General features: G+C 58.7%; 17 protein-coding genes. 12 read left to right on the top strand and 5 right to left on the bottom strand.

What is annotated here, in order from left to right:
- Positions 1–171: 171 nt before the first annotated feature.
- The 6 genes from UH5x_RS22910 to UH5x_RS22885 all read left to right on the top strand — a co-directional run bounded on the left by UH5x_RS22910 (position 172) and on the right by UH5x_RS22885 (position 7072).
- Positions 172–525 carry a hypothetical protein gene (locus UH5x_RS22910; RefSeq protein ID WP_482633786.1) on the top strand — a complete coding sequence of 118 codons (354 nt, stop codon included), beginning with the start codon at positions 172–174 and terminating at the stop codon, positions 523–525.
- Positions 526–615: 90 nt separating this feature from the next.
- Positions 616–2478 carry a cyclic nucleotide-binding domain-containing protein gene (locus UH5x_RS22905; RefSeq protein ID WP_482633785.1) on the top strand — a complete coding sequence of 621 codons (1863 nt, stop codon included), beginning with the start codon at positions 616–618 and terminating at the stop codon, positions 2476–2478.
- Entirely contained in the window at positions 2475–3413 is a 939-nt protein-coding gene (locus UH5x_RS22900; RefSeq protein ID WP_047814514.1) for a hypothetical protein, read from the top strand. Before UH5x_RS22905 ends, UH5x_RS22900 begins: the two co-directional genes overlap by 4 nt.
- A 209-nt stretch (positions 3414–3622) precedes the next feature.
- Positions 3623–5710 (top strand): cytochrome c3 family protein, encoded by a 2088-nt coding sequence (locus UH5x_RS22895; RefSeq protein ID WP_482636056.1) that lies wholly within the window; start codon positions 3623–3625, stop codon positions 5708–5710.
- Positions 5697–6437 carry an ATP-binding protein gene (locus UH5x_RS22890; protein ID WP_482633784.1) on the top strand — a complete coding sequence of 247 codons (741 nt, stop codon included), beginning with the start codon at positions 5697–5699 and terminating at the stop codon, positions 6435–6437. Before UH5x_RS22895 ends, UH5x_RS22890 begins: the two co-directional genes overlap by 14 nt.
- Before the next feature lie 11 nt (positions 6438–6448).
- A complete protein-coding gene (locus tag UH5x_RS22885; RefSeq protein WP_047814512.1) occupies positions 6449–7072 on the top strand; it encodes a hypothetical protein in 624 nt (207 codons plus the stop codon).
- A 703-nt stretch (positions 7073–7775) separates the two neighbouring features.
- Here UH5x_RS22885 and UH5x_RS22880 read toward each other — a convergent pair.
- On the bottom strand, positions 7776–9707 hold the full coding sequence (locus UH5x_RS22880; RefSeq protein ID WP_482633783.1) for a DUF3352 domain-containing protein: 1932 nt from the start codon (positions 9705–9707) through the stop codon (positions 7776–7778).
- A gap of 157 nt (positions 9708–9864) precedes the next feature.
- On the opposite strand from UH5x_RS22880, the gene UH5x_RS22875 reads away from it, so the two are divergent.
- The 4 genes from UH5x_RS22875 (at position 9865) to UH5x_RS22860 (ending at position 13924) form a co-directional block, all read left to right on the top strand.
- Positions 9865–10527, top strand: coding sequence for a BON domain-containing protein (locus UH5x_RS22875; RefSeq protein WP_482633782.1), 663 nt, complete (start codon positions 9865–9867; stop codon positions 10525–10527).
- Positions 10528–10654: 127 nt separating this feature from the next.
- Positions 10655–11752, top strand: coding sequence for a dual-specificity RNA methyltransferase RlmN (gene rlmN, locus UH5x_RS22870; RefSeq protein WP_047814510.1), 1098 nt, complete (start codon positions 10655–10657; stop codon positions 11750–11752).
- A gap of 131 nt (positions 11753–11883) precedes the next feature.
- Positions 11884–12513: a hypothetical protein gene (locus UH5x_RS22865; protein WP_236696229.1), complete on the top strand. Its 630-nt coding sequence runs from the start codon at positions 11884–11886 to the stop codon at positions 12511–12513.
- 1102 nt (positions 12514–13615) lie between these two features.
- Complete coding sequence (locus UH5x_RS22860; protein WP_482633781.1) at positions 13616–13924, top strand: hypothetical protein; 309 nt, start codon at positions 13616–13618, stop codon at positions 13922–13924.
- Between the two features lie 525 nt (positions 13925–14449).
- On the opposite strand, the gene UH5x_RS22855 is transcribed toward UH5x_RS22860, so the two are convergent.
- The 4 genes from UH5x_RS22855 to arfB form a co-directional block, all read right to left on the bottom strand.
- Complete coding sequence (locus UH5x_RS22855; RefSeq protein ID WP_047814506.1) at positions 14450–15115, bottom strand: response regulator transcription factor; 666 nt, start codon at positions 15113–15115, stop codon at positions 14450–14452.
- A 466-nt stretch (positions 15116–15581) separates the two neighbouring features.
- Complete coding sequence (locus tag UH5x_RS22850) at positions 15582–16982, bottom strand: sensor histidine kinase (protein ID WP_482633780.1); 1401 nt, start codon at positions 16980–16982, stop codon at positions 15582–15584.
- A gap of 57 nt (positions 16983–17039) precedes the next feature.
- A complete protein-coding gene (locus UH5x_RS22845; protein WP_047814504.1) occupies positions 17040–17774 on the bottom strand; it encodes a UvrB/UvrC motif-containing protein in 735 nt (244 codons plus the stop codon).
- A 108-nt stretch (positions 17775–17882) separates the two neighbouring features.
- Positions 17883–18311 (bottom strand): alternative ribosome rescue aminoacyl-tRNA hydrolase ArfB, encoded by a 429-nt coding sequence (arfB, locus tag UH5x_RS22840; protein WP_482633779.1) that lies wholly within the window; start codon positions 18309–18311, stop codon positions 17883–17885.
- Positions 18312–18408: 97 nt separating this feature from the next.
- Here arfB and UH5x_RS22835 point away from each other — a divergent pair, with 97 nt between their 5' ends.
- Both UH5x_RS22835 and UH5x_RS22830 read left to right on the top strand, forming a co-directional pair.
- Positions 18409–19866, top strand: coding sequence for an outer membrane protein assembly factor BamB family protein (locus tag UH5x_RS22835; RefSeq protein ID WP_482633778.1), 1458 nt, complete (start codon positions 18409–18411; stop codon positions 19864–19866).
- A gap of 292 nt (positions 19867–20158) precedes the next feature.
- The gene (locus UH5x_RS22830) at positions 20159–21901 is read left to right on the top strand and encodes a VWA domain-containing protein (RefSeq protein WP_047814500.1); all 1743 of its coding nucleotides are present in this window, start codon (positions 20159–20161) and stop codon (positions 21899–21901) included.
- Positions 21902–22012: the final 111 nt, after the last annotated feature.

Genomic DNA, 22012 nt, shown 5'->3' with positions numbered 1-22012 from the left:
GTAGGGAGGATTGAGTGGCGAGTGGCGAGCACGAGCACGAGCTAGGAGCTAGGAGCTAGGAGCTAGGAGCTAGGAGCTAGGAGCTAGGAGCTTTCCACCAACGTGATAGGATGAATGGATCCAATGGGTGGGACTCACCGCTTGGTTCGCTTCTCTTTCAAAGGCTCCCTCATGTTTGCCGGTGGTTTGGTCCTGGCCAGCACGCTGATCTTTTTCGCTGTTTGGTTGCAGCGGTCCGAGCAGCTGGGTTGGTCGCGGGAACGGTTCGACGATGAGATCGACCAGATCTACTTGCAGCGTCGACGTCGCTCTCGCCGCCGGGTGAACTTCCTATTCCTGGTCTGCGGCATCCTGGTGCTGGTCGCGACACTGGCGTCACCCAAAAACCATGCGGTCTGGTTGAGCTGTTGGATCTCGGTGATGTTGGTTTTGATGACCATTCTGTTGCTGGCGGGACTGGATGCCCTGCGGACCATGCGGCACGTTCGGCATCGACTGGATCATCTGCGGCAGAAGCGGTCCTGAGTTTTTACCGGAGGGCTCGCGCCCTACCGCTTTCAACGGACGTGTGAAACTTGTCTCGGTCAGGTTGTGGCTTGACTTTGAATCCCGGCGGTGGCTATCGACGCAGACATGATCACCGACGATTCCGTTGCCGTGCGTCGTCCCCGACGATGGGACGAACCGATGGACCCGCACATGACCGATGCGGATGTGGGATGGCTGCGCGAACAGTCCCCTTTTTCCAGCCTGGATCCAGCCGCGTTCCCCAAGACGATTCCGCTCGATGGGATCCTTCGCAACGATTGCCGGCTGCATCGTTTTGCTCACGGTGAGGTGATCGCTCGGGAGGGCGACTACGCCAACAGTGCCTTCCTGGTGGTTGATGGACACGCGGAGCTTTTGACTCGCGAGTTGCCACCGGAATCGCTTGGTCGGCGTGAAACCGAAAAGGTGTCGTGGCCCAAAGCCGTTTGGCAATTGCTGCGTCCATCTGGCGTCCGGGAAGCTCGGCGTCCGGATGAAGTGGTCCCGAATGTTGAACTGCACTCCTCTTCGCATCACGCGGAAGACCGTCCGCCCGTCCTGCAATTGCAAGACTTTGATGGGTTGGTCCAAGCCGGTCAGAGTGTGCGGCTGGGTGCTGGCGAATTGTTCGGCGAAGTCGCGGCGATGTACCGGGCCCCTCGATCCGCCACCGTGGTCTCGCAGGGCAACAGCACGTTGCTGGAGATTCGGCTGCAGGGTCTGAAGATGCTCCGTCGCGATCCCGCGTTCTCGCAGCGAATGGACGATCACTACCGCGAAAATTGGTTGCCGTTGCACTTGCGTGAGATCCCGTTGCTGCGGTTCTTGCCGGAGCAGAATTTGCAGCGTGTCGTTGCGGCGACGGTCCAGCGCTCCTTTGGTCGATTGGAATGGAACGCGGACTACAAGAAGACTCGCAAGCTATCGCCGGCCGAACAGATTGAAAGCGAACCGGTGGTGGCGACCGAAGGGCACCAAGTCACCGATTTGATCCTTGTTCGCAGCGGCTTTGGTCGAGTCAGCCAGAGCTACGGCGCGGCTCAACGAACGACCGCTTACCTCGGCAAAGGTCACCTGTTCGGGCTGGAAGAAATCGCTCTGGGAGTGACCAACGAAGACGGTCCCATCAACTTGCCGCTGCAACATTCGCTTCGCGCGGTTGGGTTCCTGGACACGTTGCACATTCCGGTCGAATGCTTTGCAACCGACATCCTGCCGCACGTTCGCCGCAGCGAACTGCCCGCGCCGGCTGCGAAAGCGTTGCTGCGAATGCCCGCGACGGAAGAAGCTCGCGAACGCCGCAGCGAAGAGCGTCCCAAGGTCGAACTCCCGATCGTTTCGACGTCTGTGAATCACAACCGCGAAGAAACTTGGCAGGATCTGCCCAGTCCCACCGGGACCTCGTTCGAGCCCACTGGGTTGCTGGAATTCATCGTTCAAAACCGTTTCAACAACGGTCGCGAAGCGATGATCATTGACTTGCATCGCTGCACCCGTTGCGATGATTGCGTCAAAGCCTGTGCGAGTGTTCACGACGGGAACCCACGATTTGCGCGCGTCGGCGTCAATCACGATCGCCTGCAGTTTGTCCAAGCCTGCATGCACTGCACCGATCCCGTTTGCATGATCGGTTGCCCCACAGGCGCTTTGCACCGCGAGGAATCCACCGGTCACGTTCGCGTTTCCGAATCGATTTGCATTGGTTGCGGCACGTGTGCCAAAGGCTGCCCGTACGGCAACATTGAAATGGCGGCGGTGAACGATCCGCAGGGTCGGCCCTACACCGACGAAGCCAGCAACCGACCGATCACCAAAGCGACCAAGTGCGACATGTGCAGTGGCTTGCCGACGGGTCCCGCTTGCGCAGCGGCTTGTCCACACGACGCGATCGTGCGAATTGACTTGAGCGAGTCACCACCACTAGAAGATTGGTTGAGGAGACGAACATGAGCGTGGCTGAACGCCGGCGTTCCACGTCCTCGCGACGCTGGCAACAATTCCGAACCGATCTGGTCTCCCAATTCCGAAGCCGAGTGTTTGGCTCCGGCCGGGCTTGGTCGTTTCGTCGTCGCCGCGTCGCGAGCTTGATGATGGTTGCGATCGCGATTGGGGTGACCGCTTGGATCTCGCAATCGCTGCACGCGGCGCTTCATCGCAGCAGTGTGATGACGGGCTGGACGCTGCTCAGTTCCATTTTGATTTTGTTTGCGATTGGGATCCGGCGACGGATCCCGATTCTGCCTCTGGGCACGATGAGCACCTGGACGCAGGTGCATATTTTCACAGGACTGTTCGCGTGCGGCGTGTTCGTGATGCACGTGCCTGCGATCGCGACGGGTCGGTTGGTCGCGGATGGTTGGCTGGAAGGAACGTTGAGCGCGCTGTTCATCGGCGTCAGCCTTTCGGGTTTCTATGGGATTCTGGCGAGCCGTCGTTTACCAGCACGTTTGACCGCGATGGGCAGCCAACCACGCTACGATCAAATCGATTGGCACCGAGAACAATTGGCGGCGCGAGCCACGCAGCGACTGGACAGTTTGACCAGCGTGGATTCACAGCGAGTGCTGGGTGAGTTCGACGACCAATACTTGCGTCGGTACTTGGAATCGCCGCTTTCATGGTCCCACCGGTTGTTCGCACACTCGTTTCGTCGTCGCCGTTTGGTGATCGGGCTGAAAGAGCTGCACCGTTACCTGGAAGACGATGGCAAAGAAGTCGCCGATGAGCTGGCAGGTTTGGTTCGTCGCCGCGATGAACTGGACACACAACATGCTCTTCAGTGGCGACTGCGAGCCTGGGTGGCGGTTCACGCCGTGATGTCGTTGGGATTGGTGGCGCTCGCCATCATGCACACCATTCATGCCCTGCAGTTTGTGGAATCATGAGACGCGACGACTTTCAACTGCCGACACCACCACGGATCGAGCGTCCTGGGCACCCGTACTCCTGCGGTCGTTCACCGGGATGCGATCGATGTCTGCAAGGCCCGAGCCTGACGGGCGAGTGCCCTTTCGCCAACAGCAACGATCCGGAACAGGAAGCCTGCCATCCCCGGCGGACCTGGGCCGGTCGCCGTCGTCAGTTCACCGCTGTGATGTTGGCGTTGCTGGCGGTTGCGATGGTGATCCTGTTTGCGACTCGGATGACGCCCAAGGTGATCCAGCCCGGCAACCTGACCACCGCTCACTCGCAAATCCTGTCCGGTGAATTGGCTCAGGACCGATGTGCGGCGTGCCACCAAAACGCAACCAGCAATCGTTGGCTGGCAACGGCCAGCGAAGCGTCGGGCTCGGCCCCAAACACAGACAAGGGACTCTTCAGCCTGGCAAGCTGGATCAGGGGCGGCCAACACGCCGACTTGCCAACGGTGCCGATGACCGATTTGTGCCTGAATTGCCACGAACAACAGATGCCGCGTCAGTCCGCTCGCTGGGCACACAACTTGTCACCTGAGATTCGTGATGAGCTGACTTTGGCAGCGCTCGAAAAACGAGACGGCAAGACATTCGATTTGGAAGCCAGCTTGCGGGAGGCAGAAGCTTCCCAGAACAATCTGTCCCTCCAAACGGTGAGCCGAACGTCAGCGTTTCAAAACAACTTGGCGTGCAGCATTTGCCACCAAGAGCACCACGGAGCGGACGCCGACTTGGCTGCGATCACGGATTCGCGTTGCCAAACCTGCCACGTCAACCAATTTGGTTCCTTCGCTGAATCGCACCCTGAATTTGGGCAGTGGCCATACCAACCAACATCGAACATTCACTTCGATCACGGCCGCCACGCAAAAATTCACTTTCCCAGCGAAGCAGAGAAACAACACAGCGAAGCCGAGAAAAAAAACAGCGAAGCAGAGAAGAACTCCGGCGACCCGGCAACGAGCAACCGCTTCGCAACGTTTGATTGCAAGGCATGTCACATCGGCCCAAGTTTCTCGAGTTTTGACTTGGACTCCACCGATCCGGTGATGACCACGTTGCCTTACGAGATCGCTTGTGCCCAGTGCCATGATTCGTCCTTGCGAGTGCAGATCGCCGAAGGCCCGTCGCTATTGCAGTTGCCAACGCTGCCGGAGGACATCGCCGCACAAGTCGCCGAATGGCCTGAACTGGCGACGGGATTCGCGGATGGCACCGTCGACGGTTGGATGGCGTTGATGTTGCGAACCGAAACCAGCGAATCGGCACTCCGTCGATTCCAACGAGTGGAAGCGGCCAACTGGGACTCGCCCATCGTTCAAGTCGAAGCCGTGTCGCTCGCCAAGGCCATCACCCAGCTATCTCAAGACCTGGCCACCTCCGGCCAAGACGCGTTGATGCAGCGATTGCGTGACGCCGGCGTGGAGGAGCAGATCGCTCAACCGCTGGTCGAATCCTTCCCGCCCCAACTCATCCGAGACGCAATGGGAGTTTGGTTTGGAGGCGTTCCACCGATGCCCGCCACTTCGCCCGAGGCAGAACCGGTTGCCGACTCAGGCTTTGGATTGTTGGACAACGAACTGGACCGAGATCCGGCCGAACTGGATCCTTTGCTCGCCAATGACCCGTTGCTGACTGTTGATCCGTTGCTGGCGGACGATCCACTGACCGCCTGGGGAGCGTCCGAGGAGAGCTCAACGTTGCCCACCAAGATCGATTGGGCGGCAGAACTGGCCGCTCGATACGATGCGGCGAAGACACAATCATTCGGCGGTTGGTACCGCGACGACCTGACGATGTCGATTCGATATCGCGGCAAAGGGCACTCCGACGCCGTGTTGCGATCGATGATTGAAATCATTCAGCGTCTGCCAGCCGACGATCCGCTCAGAGAAACCATGTTGGCGCAGCCCGCCGTCCAAGCCTGTGCGGCGTGCCATCAAGTCAACGCGAATCCCGGATCGGAACCGACCCTGGCATCCATGCGGTGGCGAGCTTTCCAAGCGAAGACCAACGGGGATCGGCTGACCCATTTCTCCCACACGCCGCACTTGAACATCCAGGGACTGCAGGACTGCCGGCACTGTCACCAATTGGGAACGACCAACCCGGCCAATGCGGTGCACATGGAAGGCGAATCGCCGGTGGAATTGTCGCCGGAGTTTCTGCCGATGACCAAAGCCAACTGCGCCAGTTGCCACACCAAGTCCGCCGCGGGGGATCACTGCACACGATGCCATCGCTATCATGTGCATGATGTCCCATGATTTTCACCCGCCGTCTCCACGCACCAATCCGTTTGCCAGTCGCCACACGCGACCGGGTGCGATCCCGTATCGCTTTGATCCAAACGGGAACGACTCGGACCAGCCGATTGCTTCGATCCTATCGGGTCTGAGGCAACATCGACTCGGCTTGATTGTTGGGAACCACGGGTCCGGCAAATCAACCTTGCTGCATGGGATCGCGGAATCCCTGCAGGCCGAATTTCCCGGCGGGAAATGGATCCAGTTGACCGGTGATCCAGATCGTCCGCCGCTTCGAGGCGTTTCCAGCGTGTTGGCGAATGATCGTGCGGTGGGCGAGGTGCAGGCGACGGTTTCGCCCGGCGGGGTGCTGGTCGTCGACGGGGCGGAACAATTGTCGCCCTGGGGACGTTTCCATCTTCGTCGTCGAGCCCGGCGTGCGGGACATGCTTGTTTGGTCACGGCCCACCGAGACCTGCGTGGTTTTCACGTGTTGCACCGAACCAGAGTGACCGCCAAGCTGATCGAAGACCTGCTGCACGAATTGTTGCGAGACCACCCGGAAGCTCGCGAAAAATTGAAGCGTGCCAGCGAGGGTGGCTTGCCCGAGATGCTTGACGATGTCACCGACGTTCGCGAATTGTGGTCCCGACTTTATGATGTCGTGGGATTGCCAGCGGAGAAGTCTGAGTCAGGATGTTCCAGCAATCGTCTCGACGCCCTTCCCGAAAACTGCCCCGACCACTGAGTTGATCCTTCATGGCTGTTCGTTTGAACGTGATCGTGCTGCGTCCCACCGGCGAGCATCGCCATTTCGACCCGGCCTGCGACGATGCCGTGGGGCAATTGCTCGGTCGGCCTGGTTTGGACTTGGTGTTGCTGGATCGGATTCCTGGCCCCAACGAATCGGGTACCGAACGGTTGGCGGTGGAATCCGTCGCGGGCGACGTTGCCTGTGTGGCTTGGACGGATGCCGAACAAGTTTCCAAACCACTCGGATTGTTGGGCAAACGAGTCGCTCGCGTGCCCCATCGTCGCGACGTGGAAGCCGCACCGGTTCAAGACGCCGAACCGATCGCGAAGCTGTACCACTTTGACATGCGTCGCGAGGGAGCCTCGCAGACCATTCTGGCGGACTTGCAAGCCTTGCTGGCGACCCGGCAGACGCCGACGTTTCAGATTGGGGCGGGCGGATCGGCGAAGCCCATGCGAGCGAGTGCGCCGGCGGCTCCGAAAGCCCAGTCCAAAGTCGCCCCCATCCAGAACATGACACCGTCCCCGGCCAAGCCATCGGCGGCCGTCGTCTCGCCGCCGCCATTGACTCCCAATCAAGCCACGGACTTGGATGCATTGGTGGATCAACTGGACGAGCTGGATCTTTGATTGGAGTGGGTGTGCGAGGGTTGCAGATCGAATGCTTGCGAGCGGATTTGGTTGCGAGGGGGCTTGGCCGTTGAGGGTGGCCCGACGGAACAGTGGAGGACAACTGTTCTACTCTGGTGCCCGGACTGTGGAGCACTTTGGTTGCGCAAGTTGTCATCCCGGTGGTGCAATCCAGGAATCTACTTGGCATCCGCAAGCAGAGCGTCAATGGTGACGGATTGTCGACTCAGTTCTCAACGACGTTTCGACGCTCGTAGGATGGGCACTCTTGCCCCTCAGAGCCGGCCAAGACCACCCATCACAACCCGACGCGTGAGCGAGGGACGGCCCCAACTCGCACGACGGCCCCATCCGGGGCGACCGTTTGTTTTCCGGCATCGGTCTCTCGGGGCTTCCGCCCCGAGCTAAGCAAGACGGCCCCATCCGGGGCGAAACCCAGACGGCAGCCACCATTCATTTTTCGAATGTCCCGCGCAGCTACCCCCGGCTACCATCCTTCATCCCTACCGGGATGAAGGGAGAAGCAAACATTTAAGCATTCATGCATTGGGTTGCGAGGGGGCTTGGCCATTGAGGGTGGCCCGACGGAACAGTGGAGGACAACTGCTCTACTCTGGTACGCTGAGCGTCGTCGTTCCCATCAACGGCCGTTCTCAGACCATTCCGCTGATATGAGAACGAACCGTTCGAGATGAACAGCGACTCACTCGATCGGGCGAAGGTTCAGCGAGCCGATGTGGATGCCGCCTGGTTCGTCGTAACCGAAGATGCCGCTGACGCTGAAGTACTTTTCCAGGTCTTCCCACTCCGGCCAATCATTGCGCCGCATCAGCTCGGCCACGCGGCCCGCGATGGGGTTTTCGCCGCCACGCTTCTCGACCGACTGAGCGGTCTCTTCTGAGTTGGCCATTTCGTACAAGATGCGGTACGACTCAGCATCACGATTGAACTGGAACAGGAACGGCGTTTCGCCTTCGAGTTTGGCTCCCAGTTCACTGGTCAACAGCACGTAGTCCTCATCGTCGGCTAGGCGATCAATTTCACCGGCCTCGGCACGCAGCACTTGCAGCAGCACTTCGCGGCTGTCGCTGAACAGCAACCAGTTGTCCAGCAACATCACGCTGTTTTCTGGCACGCGGACACCGGGTTGTTCAAATTGACGCTGTTCGGAGAAGTACACCGTTTTGCCGCGAAGAACCTCGGGCTTCATGCGTTGCGGTGGTGCCTTGGCTTTGACCTTGTCGAGCAACTTGCCAGCTTCCTTCGCGTCTTTGACCTCGATTGCGATCACGCGTGCCATGGAGTTCCAGTTGGCGGGCAACTGATAACGCTGGATCGTGACGGCCCGACCGGTCATCAACGGGAACACTTCTTCCTTGAGTGAGACATCAAATCGCTCTTTGGCTGGCTTCTCCGTGTTCTTTTCGAAACTGCCTTCCCCCGCGAAACGGTTGACAATCTTGGCAATGTTTTTGAACGCGGTCTCAATGTCCCATCCCACACAGGTGAAACTGGCGGCGTCGGCGGGAACCCAAGTCGGCGGCGAGACTTCGATGTCCTCGGGACGCAGCACACCGAAGAATCCATCACGCGGTGGATCGATCAGCACATGCATGTGCCCAACCGATTCAATGATTTCACCTCCGCGAAAGACACTGCCGCCGATCCCGCGAATTTTTTCGATGCCCAGGTCTTGGACAATCGGCGCGATGAAGAACGCCGAACCACTTCGGGCGATGATTCGTTTCACAATGCCATAAGGATTGACGAAGAACGTGATCTGCGGGATCTCGGCTTCGGCACCGATCGACCGACTCATCACCGCCACGAAGTCCGCGTTTTGGGCCAGCGTTTCGGTTTCGGGAGAAGAAGTGGTGGCGGAGCGTCGCGAGCGTCCGGAGGATTGGCTGGTGTCTCGTTGTTCGTCATTCAGTTTCTTGGCAATGGATTGAGCGATCGTGCGTCCCAGTCCAATGACATAGAAGCCGTCTTGTTCGAACCATTCAATGACATCGCCATTGCCACGCTGACGAACCAAACGTGTCAGTTCGATCGAACCGATCTGTTCGTTCTGGACGATGAAGCGGTTCTTTTCAGCCAGCTCCATCAAGCGTCCGACCAAAGTTTCCATCGCTTGGTTGTTCGGCCCAGCATCGATCATGATCGCCACCGCGAAGGAATTCTGTTGCCGGCGTTTGTCTCGCAAGCGACGAGCGATCGCGTCATCGTCTTCTTCCTCGTCCGCCTTCTTTTCGTCCGTTTTCTCTTCCGGCGGCGGGCCCTCGAGCAGGGCGATGGCGAGTTGGCCTTGCGGCAGTGACCGAAGTTCGTCGAGCGTCAGCCCCATTTCTTTGCCGGGTTTATCGAACAGATCGTTCAGAATTTGATAGATGTCTGAAACGAAGGGACGCATCTTGGGATCGTCCAGCATTTTCCCCAAGGAGGACCCGCCCCAGTCGGCGCGAATGTCGTTGACATTGTCGACCCGCAAGTAAGCCAAGGTCCCCGAGGGCAACAGCCGGGGAGCCGGAACGGTGGTCCGACTGTCTTCCGTCGGTGAACTTTGAGCAGCGACCTCCGGTGCCAAGGCGATCGAGCCGATCGCGAGCAGAAGGCAGGCGACTGTCGTTATCAACGTTACAACTGGAAACTTCCGTGTGAACGAGCGACTGAAAGGCAAGGATCGAAGAGGAATCATTTTGGACGAGCTCGTGGGGGCTAGCTACAATCAGAGAAGGAGTGTCACTCCCTCAATCGTATCCGAAACCCAACGTCCACCGAGCGATAGTCGCATGAAACGAACGTCTCAAATTGTAGCGTGCCTGGCCGCATCCACTCTCTGGATCGCACTGGGATCGTCGGCGCAGGCACAGCAGGGTGAAACAGGAACCGCCGCGGGCGGCCAAACAGACGGCGCCATCAGCCAAGGTTTGGACCCCGACGCAGTCTTCAGTGAGGGCATCCAGCGAGGCGGAGCAGTGGGTGCCAACACAGCATCGCCTGTCGGTGCAGCCGCGGTGTCCCAAGCGGGCGGTGGCGGCACGGGAGGCGGCGGATTTGGCGGTGGATTTGGCGGTGGCGGTGGCCTTGGAGCGGCCTTTGGCAGCCTGTTTGGAGGTGCCAACGCGGCCCGTGGCAACACAGCCACCCCTCCGATTCGAACACGACTTCGCAGCGCCGTGGAAGTCGCCCCCCTTGAATCCAGTCGTGTGCAGCAGTCCGCCTCATCGCGTCTGCGGGGCACATCGAATTTGACCACCGTCAACGGCAACCTGCCTGGCCGTATGAATTCTCAATCCTCGCGGTATGATGGTGTGAACGTTCAGATCCAAGATCGCACCGCCACGCTGAGCGGCATGGTTCGCAACGAATCCGATCGCCGAATGACCGAATTGCTGATGCGATTGGAACCGGGCGTCTCGCGAATCGACAACCAAATCAGCGTTCAACCCTGACGCTGCCGTTGCAGGTTGGTTGGCCATGATTTCCATTTGCATTCCAGGCCAACGAAGCGTCTGATAGGGAAGTCACGCCGGATCAAAATCACACCGCCGCTTCCTCTTTTCAATTTGTTTGACTCCGATGGTCTCATTGCCGCTCGTCACGACCTCTGATTCGGAGTCCGCCGGCCCCCGTAAAAAGCACTTGCTGAACTGGTCGCTCGATCAGCTCAAAGAATGGTTGCAAGAGCAGGGCCAAAAACCCTTTCGTGCCAAGCAAATCCGGCGTTGGCTGTTTTCCGGACGAGCCACCTCGTTCGACGAAATGACGGACTTGCCGGCCAAGCTGCGAGATCAGCTGGAAGAGCACTTTGCGATCTTCAACGCCACCGAAGCCGTCGTCTCAAAGTCCAAGGACGGCACTGAGAAAATCCTGATTCGTTTGGTCGACGGCGGCGAAGTCGAATGTGTGTTGTTGCGGGACGGTCCGCGACGCAGCATTTGCGTCAGCAGCCAAGTCGGTTGTGCGATGGGCTGCGTGTTCTGCGCCAGTGGACTGGATGGCGTGGATCGCAATCTGACCGGCGGCGAAATCCTGGAACAAATGCTGCGACTGCAGCAACGCCTGCCCGCCACCGAACGGCTCAGCCACATCGTGATGATGGGGATGGGCGAACCGCTGGCCAATTTGCCAGGTGTGTTGGCCGCTCTCGACGTCGCTCGCAATGAAGATGGGCTGGGCATCAGCCCGCGACGCATCACGATCAGCACGGTGGGTTTGCCACCGGCGATCGACAAACTGGCGGCAACCGGGGTTCCGTACAACCTGGCGGTCTCGCTGCATGCCCCCAACGATGAACTGCGAAGTGAGCTGGTCCCAATCAATCGCAAGATTGGAATCGAACCTGTCTTGGAAGCCGCGGATCGCTACTTCCACTCCTCGGGTCGACGTTTGACGTTCGAATACGTGTTGTTGGGCGGGATCAATGATGGCGATGAACACGCGCGTCAGTTGAGCCAAATTCTTCGCGGCCGCAGCGTGATGATGAACGTGATTCCCTACAACCCCGTGGCGGGTTTGCCCTATCGAACGCCCAGCGGGGCCGCGATCGCACGATTCCGAGCGATTTTGGAATCCGCGGGGGTGAACGTGAATTTCCGGCAACGCAAAGGCGACGAAATCAACGCGGCATGCGGCCAACTGCGTCGCAACCGCGGTGCCCAAGAAGCCGCGAAGTAGTGCCAACGCGCTGTTTTGGCGAATTCTCGCAATTGTGTTGACCCCTGTGGGCTGAATCGACTATTCCACGACCTTGGCGATGAACGCATCGCCATTTGTGTGTCAGTCATTCAATTCCAGGGATGGAAAATATGTCCGTTTCAGTCATGCGGATCTTGGGTCGTTTTGCTCTTGGTTTCTCGGTCGCAGCCGCAACGCTCTCGATGACCGGTTGTGGTTCGTCCACCCCCGAATCCGTTGCCTCCCAATCCGCCACAGCCACCCCAACCACCGCTGCTTCTGCGGACGAAGCCGAATCGGTTGTCGGTCAGTTCCTCGACCGTATTCGTCGTGGTGGCGCCGAGAACACCGCCATGACGCTGCTGACCAAGCGTGCTCAGTCGGAATTGGCTCGAATTGGCCACGTCGTCCAGCCGCTTGGATCGCCTGACGCCGAAGTCACCATCACCCGCAGCGAAGAAGTCGGGATGGAACACCTTCCCGAAGGCCAGAAGTACCCCACGCGATTGGTTCACTGCGTCTGGAGCGAGCCCTCCCAAGCCGATGGAACCAAACAGGAATTCCAAATTGTCCTGCCCGTCGTGCAACAAAGTGAAGGCTGGAGAATTTCGGGAATGGTCCTCGGGATCGCGACCGGCGAACCCGAACTGATCCTGGACTTCGAAAACGGCGACGAAATGGCTCGCATCCTGAACGCTCAGGACCAAACCCAAACCGCTGCGGCCCCCGCTGCAACCGCCACCGAATCGATGCAGCGATAGTTCGTCGATTGGCGTCCACCTCTCCCGAAACGAAGTTTGGGGAGAAGTGGAGCGAAGCGAGGGGAGGGCTCTGCATTGGATCCGGCGCGTAACCGTCCCCGGCCCGAAGCGGTCCGACCCTCCCAAAGGGAGGGTGAATTAAAACGGCACGACCTCCTTCGTCGGGCGGGGTTCTGACGGCGTTACTGGCACGGCACTTAAGAACCGCGCGACCTCTGAATCCCGGGTGTCCCGCGAGACGTCTTTGGTTGGGAACGCTTTGCGCACAATCCTCCGCCACGAAATCCGGCCTGAGGAAGATTCCACGCCATTTCTGATTGGCCGCCTTGTCCGCGGCGAGCGACTTCTAAGATGCCAGTCGCCCCGGCCATCCCGCAAATCCCCTTGAAAACGTGAATTTGCGGGGCAATCGGCTGAATCCGCTGGGAAATCGTCGTCCCGATTTCGAGGGGCGAGCCACGGACTGGGTTCCGAGCGGACGGCCCAAACCCGCTCGGCAGAAGGAGTTTGGGTGCTTTGGGCAATTGACAACATTTACGAGCGAGCTACCGTAACGCAAAGTCACTGCAAGCGGTAATGTCACCGCACCTCCCCCTGAACCCCCTCTCATGGGCGAATGACGGACGGAGTGTAAACGCAATTGATCAGGGTGACCGGATGCCACCTCAATTCAAGCGTGCGAACACGGATCGCACCGAAACCTCCGAACTTAACTCTGGAGAAACACATGAATCGGAATTTGGTGAAGGGTACCGCCGTCGTCGCACTGATGTTGGGTGCGTCGTTGGCTTTCAGTAGCAATGCAAGTGCTTTCAAGTTCTTGCACTCCAACCAATGCTGCAACTCAGGCGGCTTGTTCAGCGGCTTGAAGGCTCACAAGTGTGGCGGCGGATTGCTGGCCAAACTGAAGTCGAAGAAATGCTGTGCACCAGAGCCTTGCTGCGAACCAGCTCCAGCACCTTGCTGCGAACCAGCTCCTGCACCGTGCTGTGAAGCAGCACCTGCACCAGCACCTTGCTGTGGCACACCTGCACCTGCTCCTGTTGTCGAAGCAGCTCCTTGCTGCGGTGGCTCAGTTGCTCCTGTGATGGAAGGTTCCGTCATGCAAAGCAGCGAAGGCTTTGAATTGGCTCCAGGCGAAACTTTGGTTCCTGGTAGCGTCGTCACCGACGAAGCTGCTGCAACCGAAGAAGCTGCACCTGCTGCTCCCGTCGCTGACGAAGCAACGGACGCGACTCCTGCCGAAGAAGCTGCTCCACCAGCACCTGCTGCTGAGGAAGCTCCTGCTGCTCCTGCTGCTGAAGAAGCTGCTCCTGCCGCACCTGCTGCAGAAGAAGTCAAAAGCAGCAGCGACCAAGCTCAAGAAGCTGCTCCTCCAGTGCCACAACCCGATGCCAACACCGACATCTAGTCTGTGCTGATTGAGTTTCGACTCAATCCATCGAGAATGAAATTCAAAACCCCGCCTGTGTTCTCACAGGCGGGGTTTTGTTTTGTTGGCACGGGTTTGTTGTGGTGGAACGCTGAAGGACGCTGGGTTGGAACGCGAACGGGCCTGAGGGAACAAGGGCCGAGGGACCGCTGGACGGCGTCTGGGTATCGCCCCGGATGGGGCCGTCGTGGGAATTGGGGGCGTCCCTCGCTCACCGGCTTGTTGATTCACTCGATTTCACAACCCGACGCGTGAGTGAGGGACCCACAGGCTCGTTGCAATGTCACGCGATCCCTCGCTAAGCAGGCACGCAGGAATGATTGGGTTTCACCTTGTGAGCCGTTTGGGCGTTAGCCCCGGTTTTGCGTGGGAACCGTGGCTAACGCCAAACGGCTCACATACTCGATGACACCTGCGTACCTGCTTAACGCTTCGGGTTAGGATTCAATCAACAGGCCGTCACGTGTCGGGTTGTGATTGACGGCCTCAGCGTTCGACGCGAAATCAATCCTCGTCGTCTTCGAAGACGTCGTCCGCACCAGGGGTCTTGGGATCCTCCGGGGCTCGCTTGCGAAGCTTTCGTTGCAGCGAACGACGGTGGATGCCCAGTCGGCGGGCGGCTTCTGAGATATTGTTGCCGCAATCGGACAGCACCCGGTGAATGTGTTCCCACTCGTTCCGAGCCAGTGACGGTGCTGGGAATGCCAGCCCGCCTTCGGGAACGTTCTGCCCTTCTCCACGAATGAAGGCGGACAGAATGTCGTCGGTGTCTGCGGGTTTGCTCAAGAAGTTGACCGCACCGGCACGGACCGCATCGATCGACGCAGGAATGCTGCCGAACCCTGACAGCATCAGGACGCGGCAATCCGGTTTGATCTCCAGCAATCGGCGGAGCAAATCCAAGCCGCTGCGACCTGGCATTCGCAAATCAAGCACTGCCAAGTCGGTTGGCGATTGGCTGAAAACGGCCACGGCTTCGTCGTAATTCCCCGCCATCGTGACGCGAAAACCACGGCTTTGCATGGCCACTGCCATCCGTTCGCGAAGCACGACGGTGTCGTCGACCAGCAAGATGCTTTCTGCACCCACGGTTTCGGAGGTGCACACCTCGGATGGACTGGAATAGGGCAGCACACCGTCGTTGCCGCTGTTCGGATCAGAGAAACTCATCGTTGCACCAGTGCATCAGTCGGTGGGAGTACGGGCGTTCCAGTATAGCAGTCGAGGGAAACGATTCAGCCCCACGGTCGGCATGGATTTCGCCAGTCGTCCGATCACAGAGGCCCACACGTCAGACGCATCCAGATTCCCCCCTGGTGAAGAGGTCGGGCAGTTTTCTGATGCTGGGTTTTCGCCAAGTTTCCACATGGCGTACCTCTCCCGAAACGAAGTTTGGGGAGAGGTCGAGCGACGCCGTTCAGGCGTACGCGAGGGTGAGGGCCGAGCATGGGATGCGTCGCGGATTGCCCTCCCCCGGAAATCTCGCTGAACGCTCGCTTTCCGACCCCTCCCGCTGCGCGGGCGGGGTTCTCAAGGCGTTACTGGCACGGCACTTCAAAACTGCACGGCCTCTTTCAACGGTCGGGGTTCGCAAGACGCTGTGTGCACAGCACCTCAAAGCCGCACACCCTCTGAATCACTCCGCCGCGGTGGGTTCCTTGGGCAAAGGCAATCGCACCGTGGCGACCGTGCCCAAGCCCGGAGTGCTATCGAACTTCAGCGTGCCGCCCAATCGGGTGATCACATTGCGAGTCAAAAACAATCCCAACCCGATCCCACGGCCGGGTTCTTTGGTGGTGAAGAACGGATCGCCGGCGCGACCGAGCACCTCTTCGGACATGCCTTGGCCCTGATCTCGCACTTGCAAGCGAGCCTCTTCCCCGTCCACAAGCAACTCCACCGCGACGGATTGCTCCTGGTCGCTGGCATCCAGCCCGTTGTGAATCAAATTGCGGATGGCTTGGGCGACCGCCTCCTCAGGCAGCCACATCGGCTGGTCTTCCCACGACGCATCCCCAAAGGGCTCCACGATCTCCACCCGGTGTGGATCGCGAATGCCTTCGAGTGCCGTGTCGATCAAGTCGCCCAGCGTGGTCCGATTCCAACGTTGTGCCGCGGTGTCACCGGAAGCCGCTCGCATTCGGGAAAGAATCTGGCGGCACATCAGCAACTGGCCGTCGATCAACGACAAGTCCTCGTCGACGGACTTCGGTTTAGGAATGTCCTCCAGATGCCGTGTCAACTCACGACAAGCCACATCGATCGCTGACAGGGGCGAGGCCAGTTCATGAGCTGCCCCCGCGGCCAGCGTCGTCAAACCTTCCAAACGCATTGCGTCGGCTCGCTCGGATTGGCTGCGTCGAAGATCCCGTTCTCGCAAACGCAACTGACGAGAAATCCGGGTCACGAAGTAAGACAAAACGGTGGCACACGTCACGAAGGCAAACAACATTCCGCAGTCACGCAAATCCAACGTCGCGATCAACCAACCGGGAGTCACTGCCGGCTGAATCGTCAGCCCCGCCACGGACCAAGAATCGAGGAGCAAAACGACGTAGCCAAGAATCGCCAACCCAGTCAGCGTCCAGGTCAGCGGCGCGGTCAAGATCACGCCGCCAACGGCGATGTTCACCAAGTAAAACAAACTGAACGGGTTGTCCGCCCCACCGGTCAAGTACAGCATGGCGGTCAGCGTGATCAGATCCATCGCCATCAGCACAAACGCCACACGCAGCGGTGTCTCCGATTTGAACTCACTGAGCACATTGGCGTGGCCGTCCATGCTTTGCGAAAACATCTCTGCCTCGGCTTCCGCCCCAGCCGCTGACAAAGCCTGATCCGTTGCGGATTCCGTGGGCGATTTCCCGCGATTGCGTTCCGCTCGGGACAGCCACCAACCATAGGCACCGTTGGTGATGGCAGTGAAGATCACCAATACCAGCAGGGCACTGATGGGAAGCAACGTTGGTGTGAGCAACCCCGCAAAGAGAATCGTGATCAGCTGGCCAACAATCGCGAACGTCCGCAGTTGCAACAACCAAGTGGACGATCCCAGGGCGCGGGTGCGATCAGCGGCATGGCAGGCTCGTGCGAATCAGTGGGTTTCGCGACGAGTCAGCTCGTCACGCAATTGAGCTGCCAACTCGTATTTCTCTTCTTGAACAGCCGCGTCCAAGCGTTCCCGCAACGTTTGTCCGACCGAGTACTCGTTGCGAAGCGATTCGCGAAGGTCAACCAATCGCACGATCAATTCGTCTTCGTCGAAGTGCTCTTCGGCCTCGTGTTTGATAAAAAATTCACGCAGCGTGTCCAGCCCACGATTGATCGCCTGGATGGCTTCCTCGGGAGTGTTTTCTTCCAGTTCGCCGAGAGCCTCCGCTTGAGTGCGATGAAACAGCACAAACGGGCGATATTGCTCGTGCGATGAGATCCACTCGGGATCGTCAGACATTTCGTCGCACAAATCCATCAATCGCAACGTGTGATCAGCGTCCATCACGGCGCGGTGGTAAAACTGCAGCCGCAGCCAGCAGATTCGGCGGTGATAGAACTGCATGAATTCGCGATCGATTTCATTGCAGTCTTTTTCGGAAAGTTCCGCGTCGGGGTTTCCCAAGCGATTCATTTGCAGGTGCTGCAAATACGTTTCGCTGGACTCGATCAATTCGCCGTCCGGCCGGCCGGTCGTTTCCAGCTGGAGGATGCCCATGTCGACTCGCATCTGGATGACGTCGCGATCATCTTTGCCCTTGATCAGACGGACGTTGAGCGAAGTGGGGTCGAATTCCCAACTGCGGAGAAGATCGTCAAGATGCCGAGCACGCTTCATTGAGCAAGGATGCCAAAGTGAATTGAAAGGGAGAAGAGGATTGGCGAGAGTCATTCCATCGGACTCGCGCACGGATCAGTATAGCAAGGGCCCGCCAAACGAGAACCTTCAATCGTCCATGCGGGGCTTTCCACGCATGCGTTTCTTCTCGGATTGCTGGCGTTTTCCCTCCAACCGGCGCCGCTTGCTGCCCAGTGTCGGTCGCGTTGCGTTGCGTTTTTTGGGGGGCACCCGGCATCCCAGCAACATCGAGACCAACCTTTCGCGAGCGTCGGCAAGGTTTCGAGACTGGTCCCGCGTCGTTTCACTGTGCAGGACCATTTCCCCCTCTTTGTTGATGCGGGTCCCGAACTGGGTGACAAAACGCTTGCACCAAAATTCGTCGAATCCCGTCTGCGGCTGCGGCTTCCAACGCAACGTCACCTTGGAATTGACTTTGTTGACATTCTGCCCACCCGGACCACCACTTCGCGAGGCCGACCAATTCAGGTCCGCTTCTGCAATGATAAAACGATTTGTGACGTGTAAATCAGCCATGGTCTCTGGTTCTACAATGCATCTTGGATGGGGACCAGCGTCCGCTGCCGGATCCCACTTCAACAACTTGATTTCACTTCTTACCGAACGTATTTCGATGATCGCTCCACGAGCCCGCTTCCTGATCCCGCCCCGCCTGCTGGCCAGCTTCCGAGCCATTGCTCTGGTGCTGGTCTCATTTTCTCTCGGCTGGGCTGAATCCCCGCTCACTCAGCCCGACTGGCCCCGCTTTCTCAACGACGACTTCAGCGGCAGTGCAAAACTCACCGAGTCGGCTCCCAAATCCATCGCTTCGTTGAACTGGAACGATCCCCCCCAATGCCACTGGACGTTGGAAGTGGGAGACGGCTATGGCATCGGTGTGGTTCGCGACAACAGCTACTTTCACTTCGATGAAAGCAACGACACCGAACGAATTCGCAAGATCGACCTGACAACCGGAGCTGTCCTGTGGTCGCGTTCTTACCCGCTGAACTACCGCGACATGTACGGGTACGAAACCGGTCCGCGATGCAGTCCGACCATCGCCGAATCGAGTGACGGTCCCGATCAAGCCCAGATTTTCACGTACGGCGTGGCAGGCCAACTCACCGCCTGGAGCTGTGCATCGGGCGATCAACAATGGACGACCAACTTGAACGAAAAATACGACGTCGTGCAGAACTTCTTCGGTGTCGGTTCGTCGCCGTTGATCGTCGGCGATCAAGTCATCGTGATGGTCGGCGGCAGCCCCGAGGAACAACAATCTCTGGCCCCGGGGCGGCTGGGCCGAGCTGTCCCAGAAGGAACACTGATGGTCTCGCTGGATCGAATGACCGGTGAGGTACGATGGACCGGCGGAGACGACTTGGCCAGCTACAGCAGCCCACGCACCATCACACTGGACGGCAAAGGCACACTGGACGGCAAAGACTACCTCCTGATGTTTGCCCGCGATCACCTGTGGCTGCTGGATCCCCAGGACGGCCAATCCCTCGGCAAGGTCTATCACCGGGCCGACATTCTGGAGAGCGTCAACGCGATGGTCCCGATCGTCGCTGGCAATCGAGTGCTGATCAGCGAGTGCTACGACGCGGGTGCGGCGGTCTATGACATCAGTGTGAATGGCAAGCAAGCCACATTCGAAACGGTTTGGAAAGATCCCGTCGGTCGCAGGCGATCTCAGTCATTGCGTTCCCACATGTCCACGCCGATCCTGCACGAAGACAACCTGTACGCCTGCAGCGGTCGGAATGCCCCCGACAGCGATTTCCGCTGCCTCGATTTTGCCACCGGCGAGGTCAAATGGACGGCGCTGGATCGACGCCGAAGCACCGCGACCCGGCTCGGCGACGTGCTGTTGGTAGTGAAGGAAACCGGCTCGCTGCACGTCGTCCGGGCCACGCCGGATCAGTTCGACGAGTTGGCGGTCTGGGAATTGGAGACCGCTGCCGGCGACCGGCCCGCCTTGCAGTACCCGTGCTGGTCCGCTCCCGTGATCGTCGGCAATCGCATGCTGATTCGCGGCGACCAAATGGTGCTCTGCCTCTCCCTGCCGGAGCACAACCCGTCCTGAATCGCTGGCCCGTACGACGGTCTTCCAAGACCGTCGACAACAATCCGTACGATGGCCTTCCAAGGCCGTCGACCCACCGGTGAAAAGGTCCTTCCAGGGTCCACTCCAACCCCGCCAAGGCGAAAGAACACGGTTTGGCCGGGCTTGGAAGCCCAGCCTACGAACACCAAGACCAATCCAGCAAAGCACTTGGACCACTTCTTTGAACGCGTCGCTTTGCAGCCGCGTAAAATGCGGTTCCTGGCGATCGCAGGACGCCACCGCAACGCTCGAACTCCCAACGAAACCATTCATGGACACTTCCCAACCCAAATCTGATTCGCCGTCTCGCGACCGACGCGATCCTGTGGGTGGGGTGATCCACTCCTATCAAAAGTACGATCCGGTCGCATTTCCGCCGCCCAGCCAACCGCCGCCGGACCTGGTGTCGCCCGCGTTTGAACAAGCATTGATGTACGGCAACTTCCACGAATTGTCCGAGGAAGACCTCGCCAACGCGGTGAAGCTCGACCCCAGCCAGATCGCGGGCTTGGGCCCCAGCATCGACTTTCTGAAAGCGTTGCTGGAAGATCGCAAACGCAAGATCTTGGAAACCTACGAAGCTCGAACGGTTCAAAAGAAAGCTCGCAAGGCGTTTCATCAGGCCGCCAAACGCGTGCGACCACCCGCCAAGATGGAAAAGCTTTTCCAGATGGCGATCAATCAAGAACAACCCTTCATGATTGAGCGGCTGTGGTACCAGGCGGGCGACGACAACAGCGACCTCGCCCGCAATCTGCTGGCGACCGGTTCGGCGATGGAGGACAAACACAACCTCGAAGAGCTGGCAACCAAGTACGACTTCATCGGCAACGAATCGATGTCGATTCCCAAGGCACTCGAGATCAAAGAAGAACTCGAAAAGATTGACGAGTTGCTGCAGCAATTGGAAGAAGCCGAGAAGTCCGCTCAGATCGGTTTGATCGACATGGACATGCTCAGCGAGTTTGCTCAACCGAGCGACATGGAACAACTGGAGGACATGCGTCGCCAAGTCGAAAACTTGATGCGAGAACAAGCCGAACGCCAGGGCCTGGAACGCAACAAGGACGGCTCCGGCTTTCGCCTGACACCGCAGGCTTACAAGATCTTCCAAGGCCGTTTGCTGGAACAGATTTTCAGTGAACTCGATCCGTCACGCACCGGGCGTCACGAAGGCAATGTGGTCGGCGAAGGTGCCGTTGAACTGCAGCAGACCAAACCCTACGAATTTGGTGACAGTGTCGCCAACTTGGATTTGCCGCAAACGATCATCAATGCATTGCTGCGCCAAAAGGATGAACGTCCGCTGCGACTGCACAGCGATGACATTGTGGTCCACAAGACTCGCAACCACCCCAAGGCCGCCACGGCGGTGATCATGGACATGAGCGGGTCGATGCGGTACGAGGGCCAATACATCAACGTCAAACGCATGGCGTTGGCTCTCCAAGGATTGATCAACAGCGAGTACCCCGGTGACTTTTTGAAGTTCATCGAGATGTACACGTTCGCCAAACTGCGGACGCCGGGCGAAATCATTGAGTGCATGCCCAAGCAGGTCACCATTCATGATCCCTGGGTTCGCTTGAAGTGCGACATGAGCAACCCAGACATCAGCGAGCACGAAATCCACCCGCACTTCACCAACATTCAGCACGCGTTGCAAATGGCCAGGCAAAACCTGGCCACCTGCGACACTCCCAATCGACAGGTTGTGTTGATCACGGACGGTTTGCCAACCGCCCACTTCGAAGGCGAGTGGCTGTACATGCTGTACCCACCCGATCCGCAAACCGAAGAAGCGACCATGCGGGAAGCTCAGCTTTGCGCCAAAGAAGGGATCACGATCAACATTTTCTTGATCCCCAGCTGGTCACAAAGTGAAGAGGACATTCGGTTCGCTTACCGCATGGCCCAATCAACCCGCGGCCGAGTGTTCTTCACCAGCGGCAAGAACCTTGACCGGTTTGTGCTCTGGGACTACGTCAACAATCGCCGCAGCATCATTGCGTAAAAAGTGGCCTAGGCTTCTAGCCTGTGATTCGAACCGACATCCGCGATCTCACAAGCTGGAAGCCAATGCCACATGCTTTTCTCATAGCCTGGAAGCCTATGCCACTTTGGT

It is taken from the genome of Rhodopirellula sp. UH5 (genome assembly GCF_056839225.1).
Note: the sequence above shows the minus strand (reverse complement) of the source record. Positions and strands in the feature narration are given on the sequence as shown.

What these genes read in the sequence shown, in the direction of transcription:
- UH5x_RS22860 (WP_482633781.1), top strand. Translation starts at nt 13,616, where the DNA reads ATGCAAAGCAGCGAAGGCTTTGAATTGGCTCCAGGCGAAACTTTGGTT.
- UH5x_RS22900 (WP_047814514.1), top strand. Translation starts at nt 2,475, where the DNA reads ATGAGCGTGGCTGAACGCCGGCGTTCCACGTCCTCGCGACGCTGGCAA.
- rlmN (WP_047814510.1), top strand. Translation starts at nt 10,655, where the DNA reads ATGGTCTCATTGCCGCTCGTCACGACCTCTGATTCGGAGTCCGCCGGC.
- UH5x_RS22845 (WP_047814504.1), bottom strand. Translation starts at nt 17,774, where the DNA reads ATGAAGCGTGCTCGGCATCTTGACGATCTTCTCCGCAGTTGGGAATTC.
- UH5x_RS22890 (WP_482633784.1), top strand. Translation starts at nt 5,697, where the DNA reads ATGATGTCCCATGATTTTCACCCGCCGTCTCCACGCACCAATCCGTTT.
- UH5x_RS22865 (WP_236696229.1), top strand. Translation starts at nt 11,884, where the DNA reads ATGTCCGTTTCAGTCATGCGGATCTTGGGTCGTTTTGCTCTTGGTTTC.
- UH5x_RS22885 (WP_047814512.1), top strand. Translation starts at nt 6,449, where the DNA reads ATGGCTGTTCGTTTGAACGTGATCGTGCTGCGTCCCACCGGCGAGCAT.
- UH5x_RS22895 (WP_482636056.1), top strand. Translation starts at nt 3,623, where the DNA reads ATGTTGGCGTTGCTGGCGGTTGCGATGGTGATCCTGTTTGCGACTCGG.
- arfB (WP_482633779.1), bottom strand. Translation starts at nt 18,311, where the DNA reads ATGGCTGATTTACACGTCACAAATCGTTTTATCATTGCAGAAGCGGAC.
- UH5x_RS22875 (WP_482633782.1), top strand. Translation starts at nt 9,865, where the DNA reads ATGAAACGAACGTCTCAAATTGTAGCGTGCCTGGCCGCATCCACTCTC.
- UH5x_RS22830 (WP_047814500.1), top strand. Translation starts at nt 20,159, where the DNA reads ATGGACACTTCCCAACCCAAATCTGATTCGCCGTCTCGCGACCGACGC.
- UH5x_RS22835 (WP_482633778.1), top strand. Translation starts at nt 18,409, where the DNA reads ATGATCGCTCCACGAGCCCGCTTCCTGATCCCGCCCCGCCTGCTGGCC.
- UH5x_RS22910 (WP_482633786.1), top strand. Translation starts at nt 172, where the DNA reads ATGTTTGCCGGTGGTTTGGTCCTGGCCAGCACGCTGATCTTTTTCGCT.
- UH5x_RS22855 (WP_047814506.1), bottom strand. Translation starts at nt 15,115, where the DNA reads ATGAGTTTCTCTGATCCGAACAGCGGCAACGACGGTGTGCTGCCCTAT.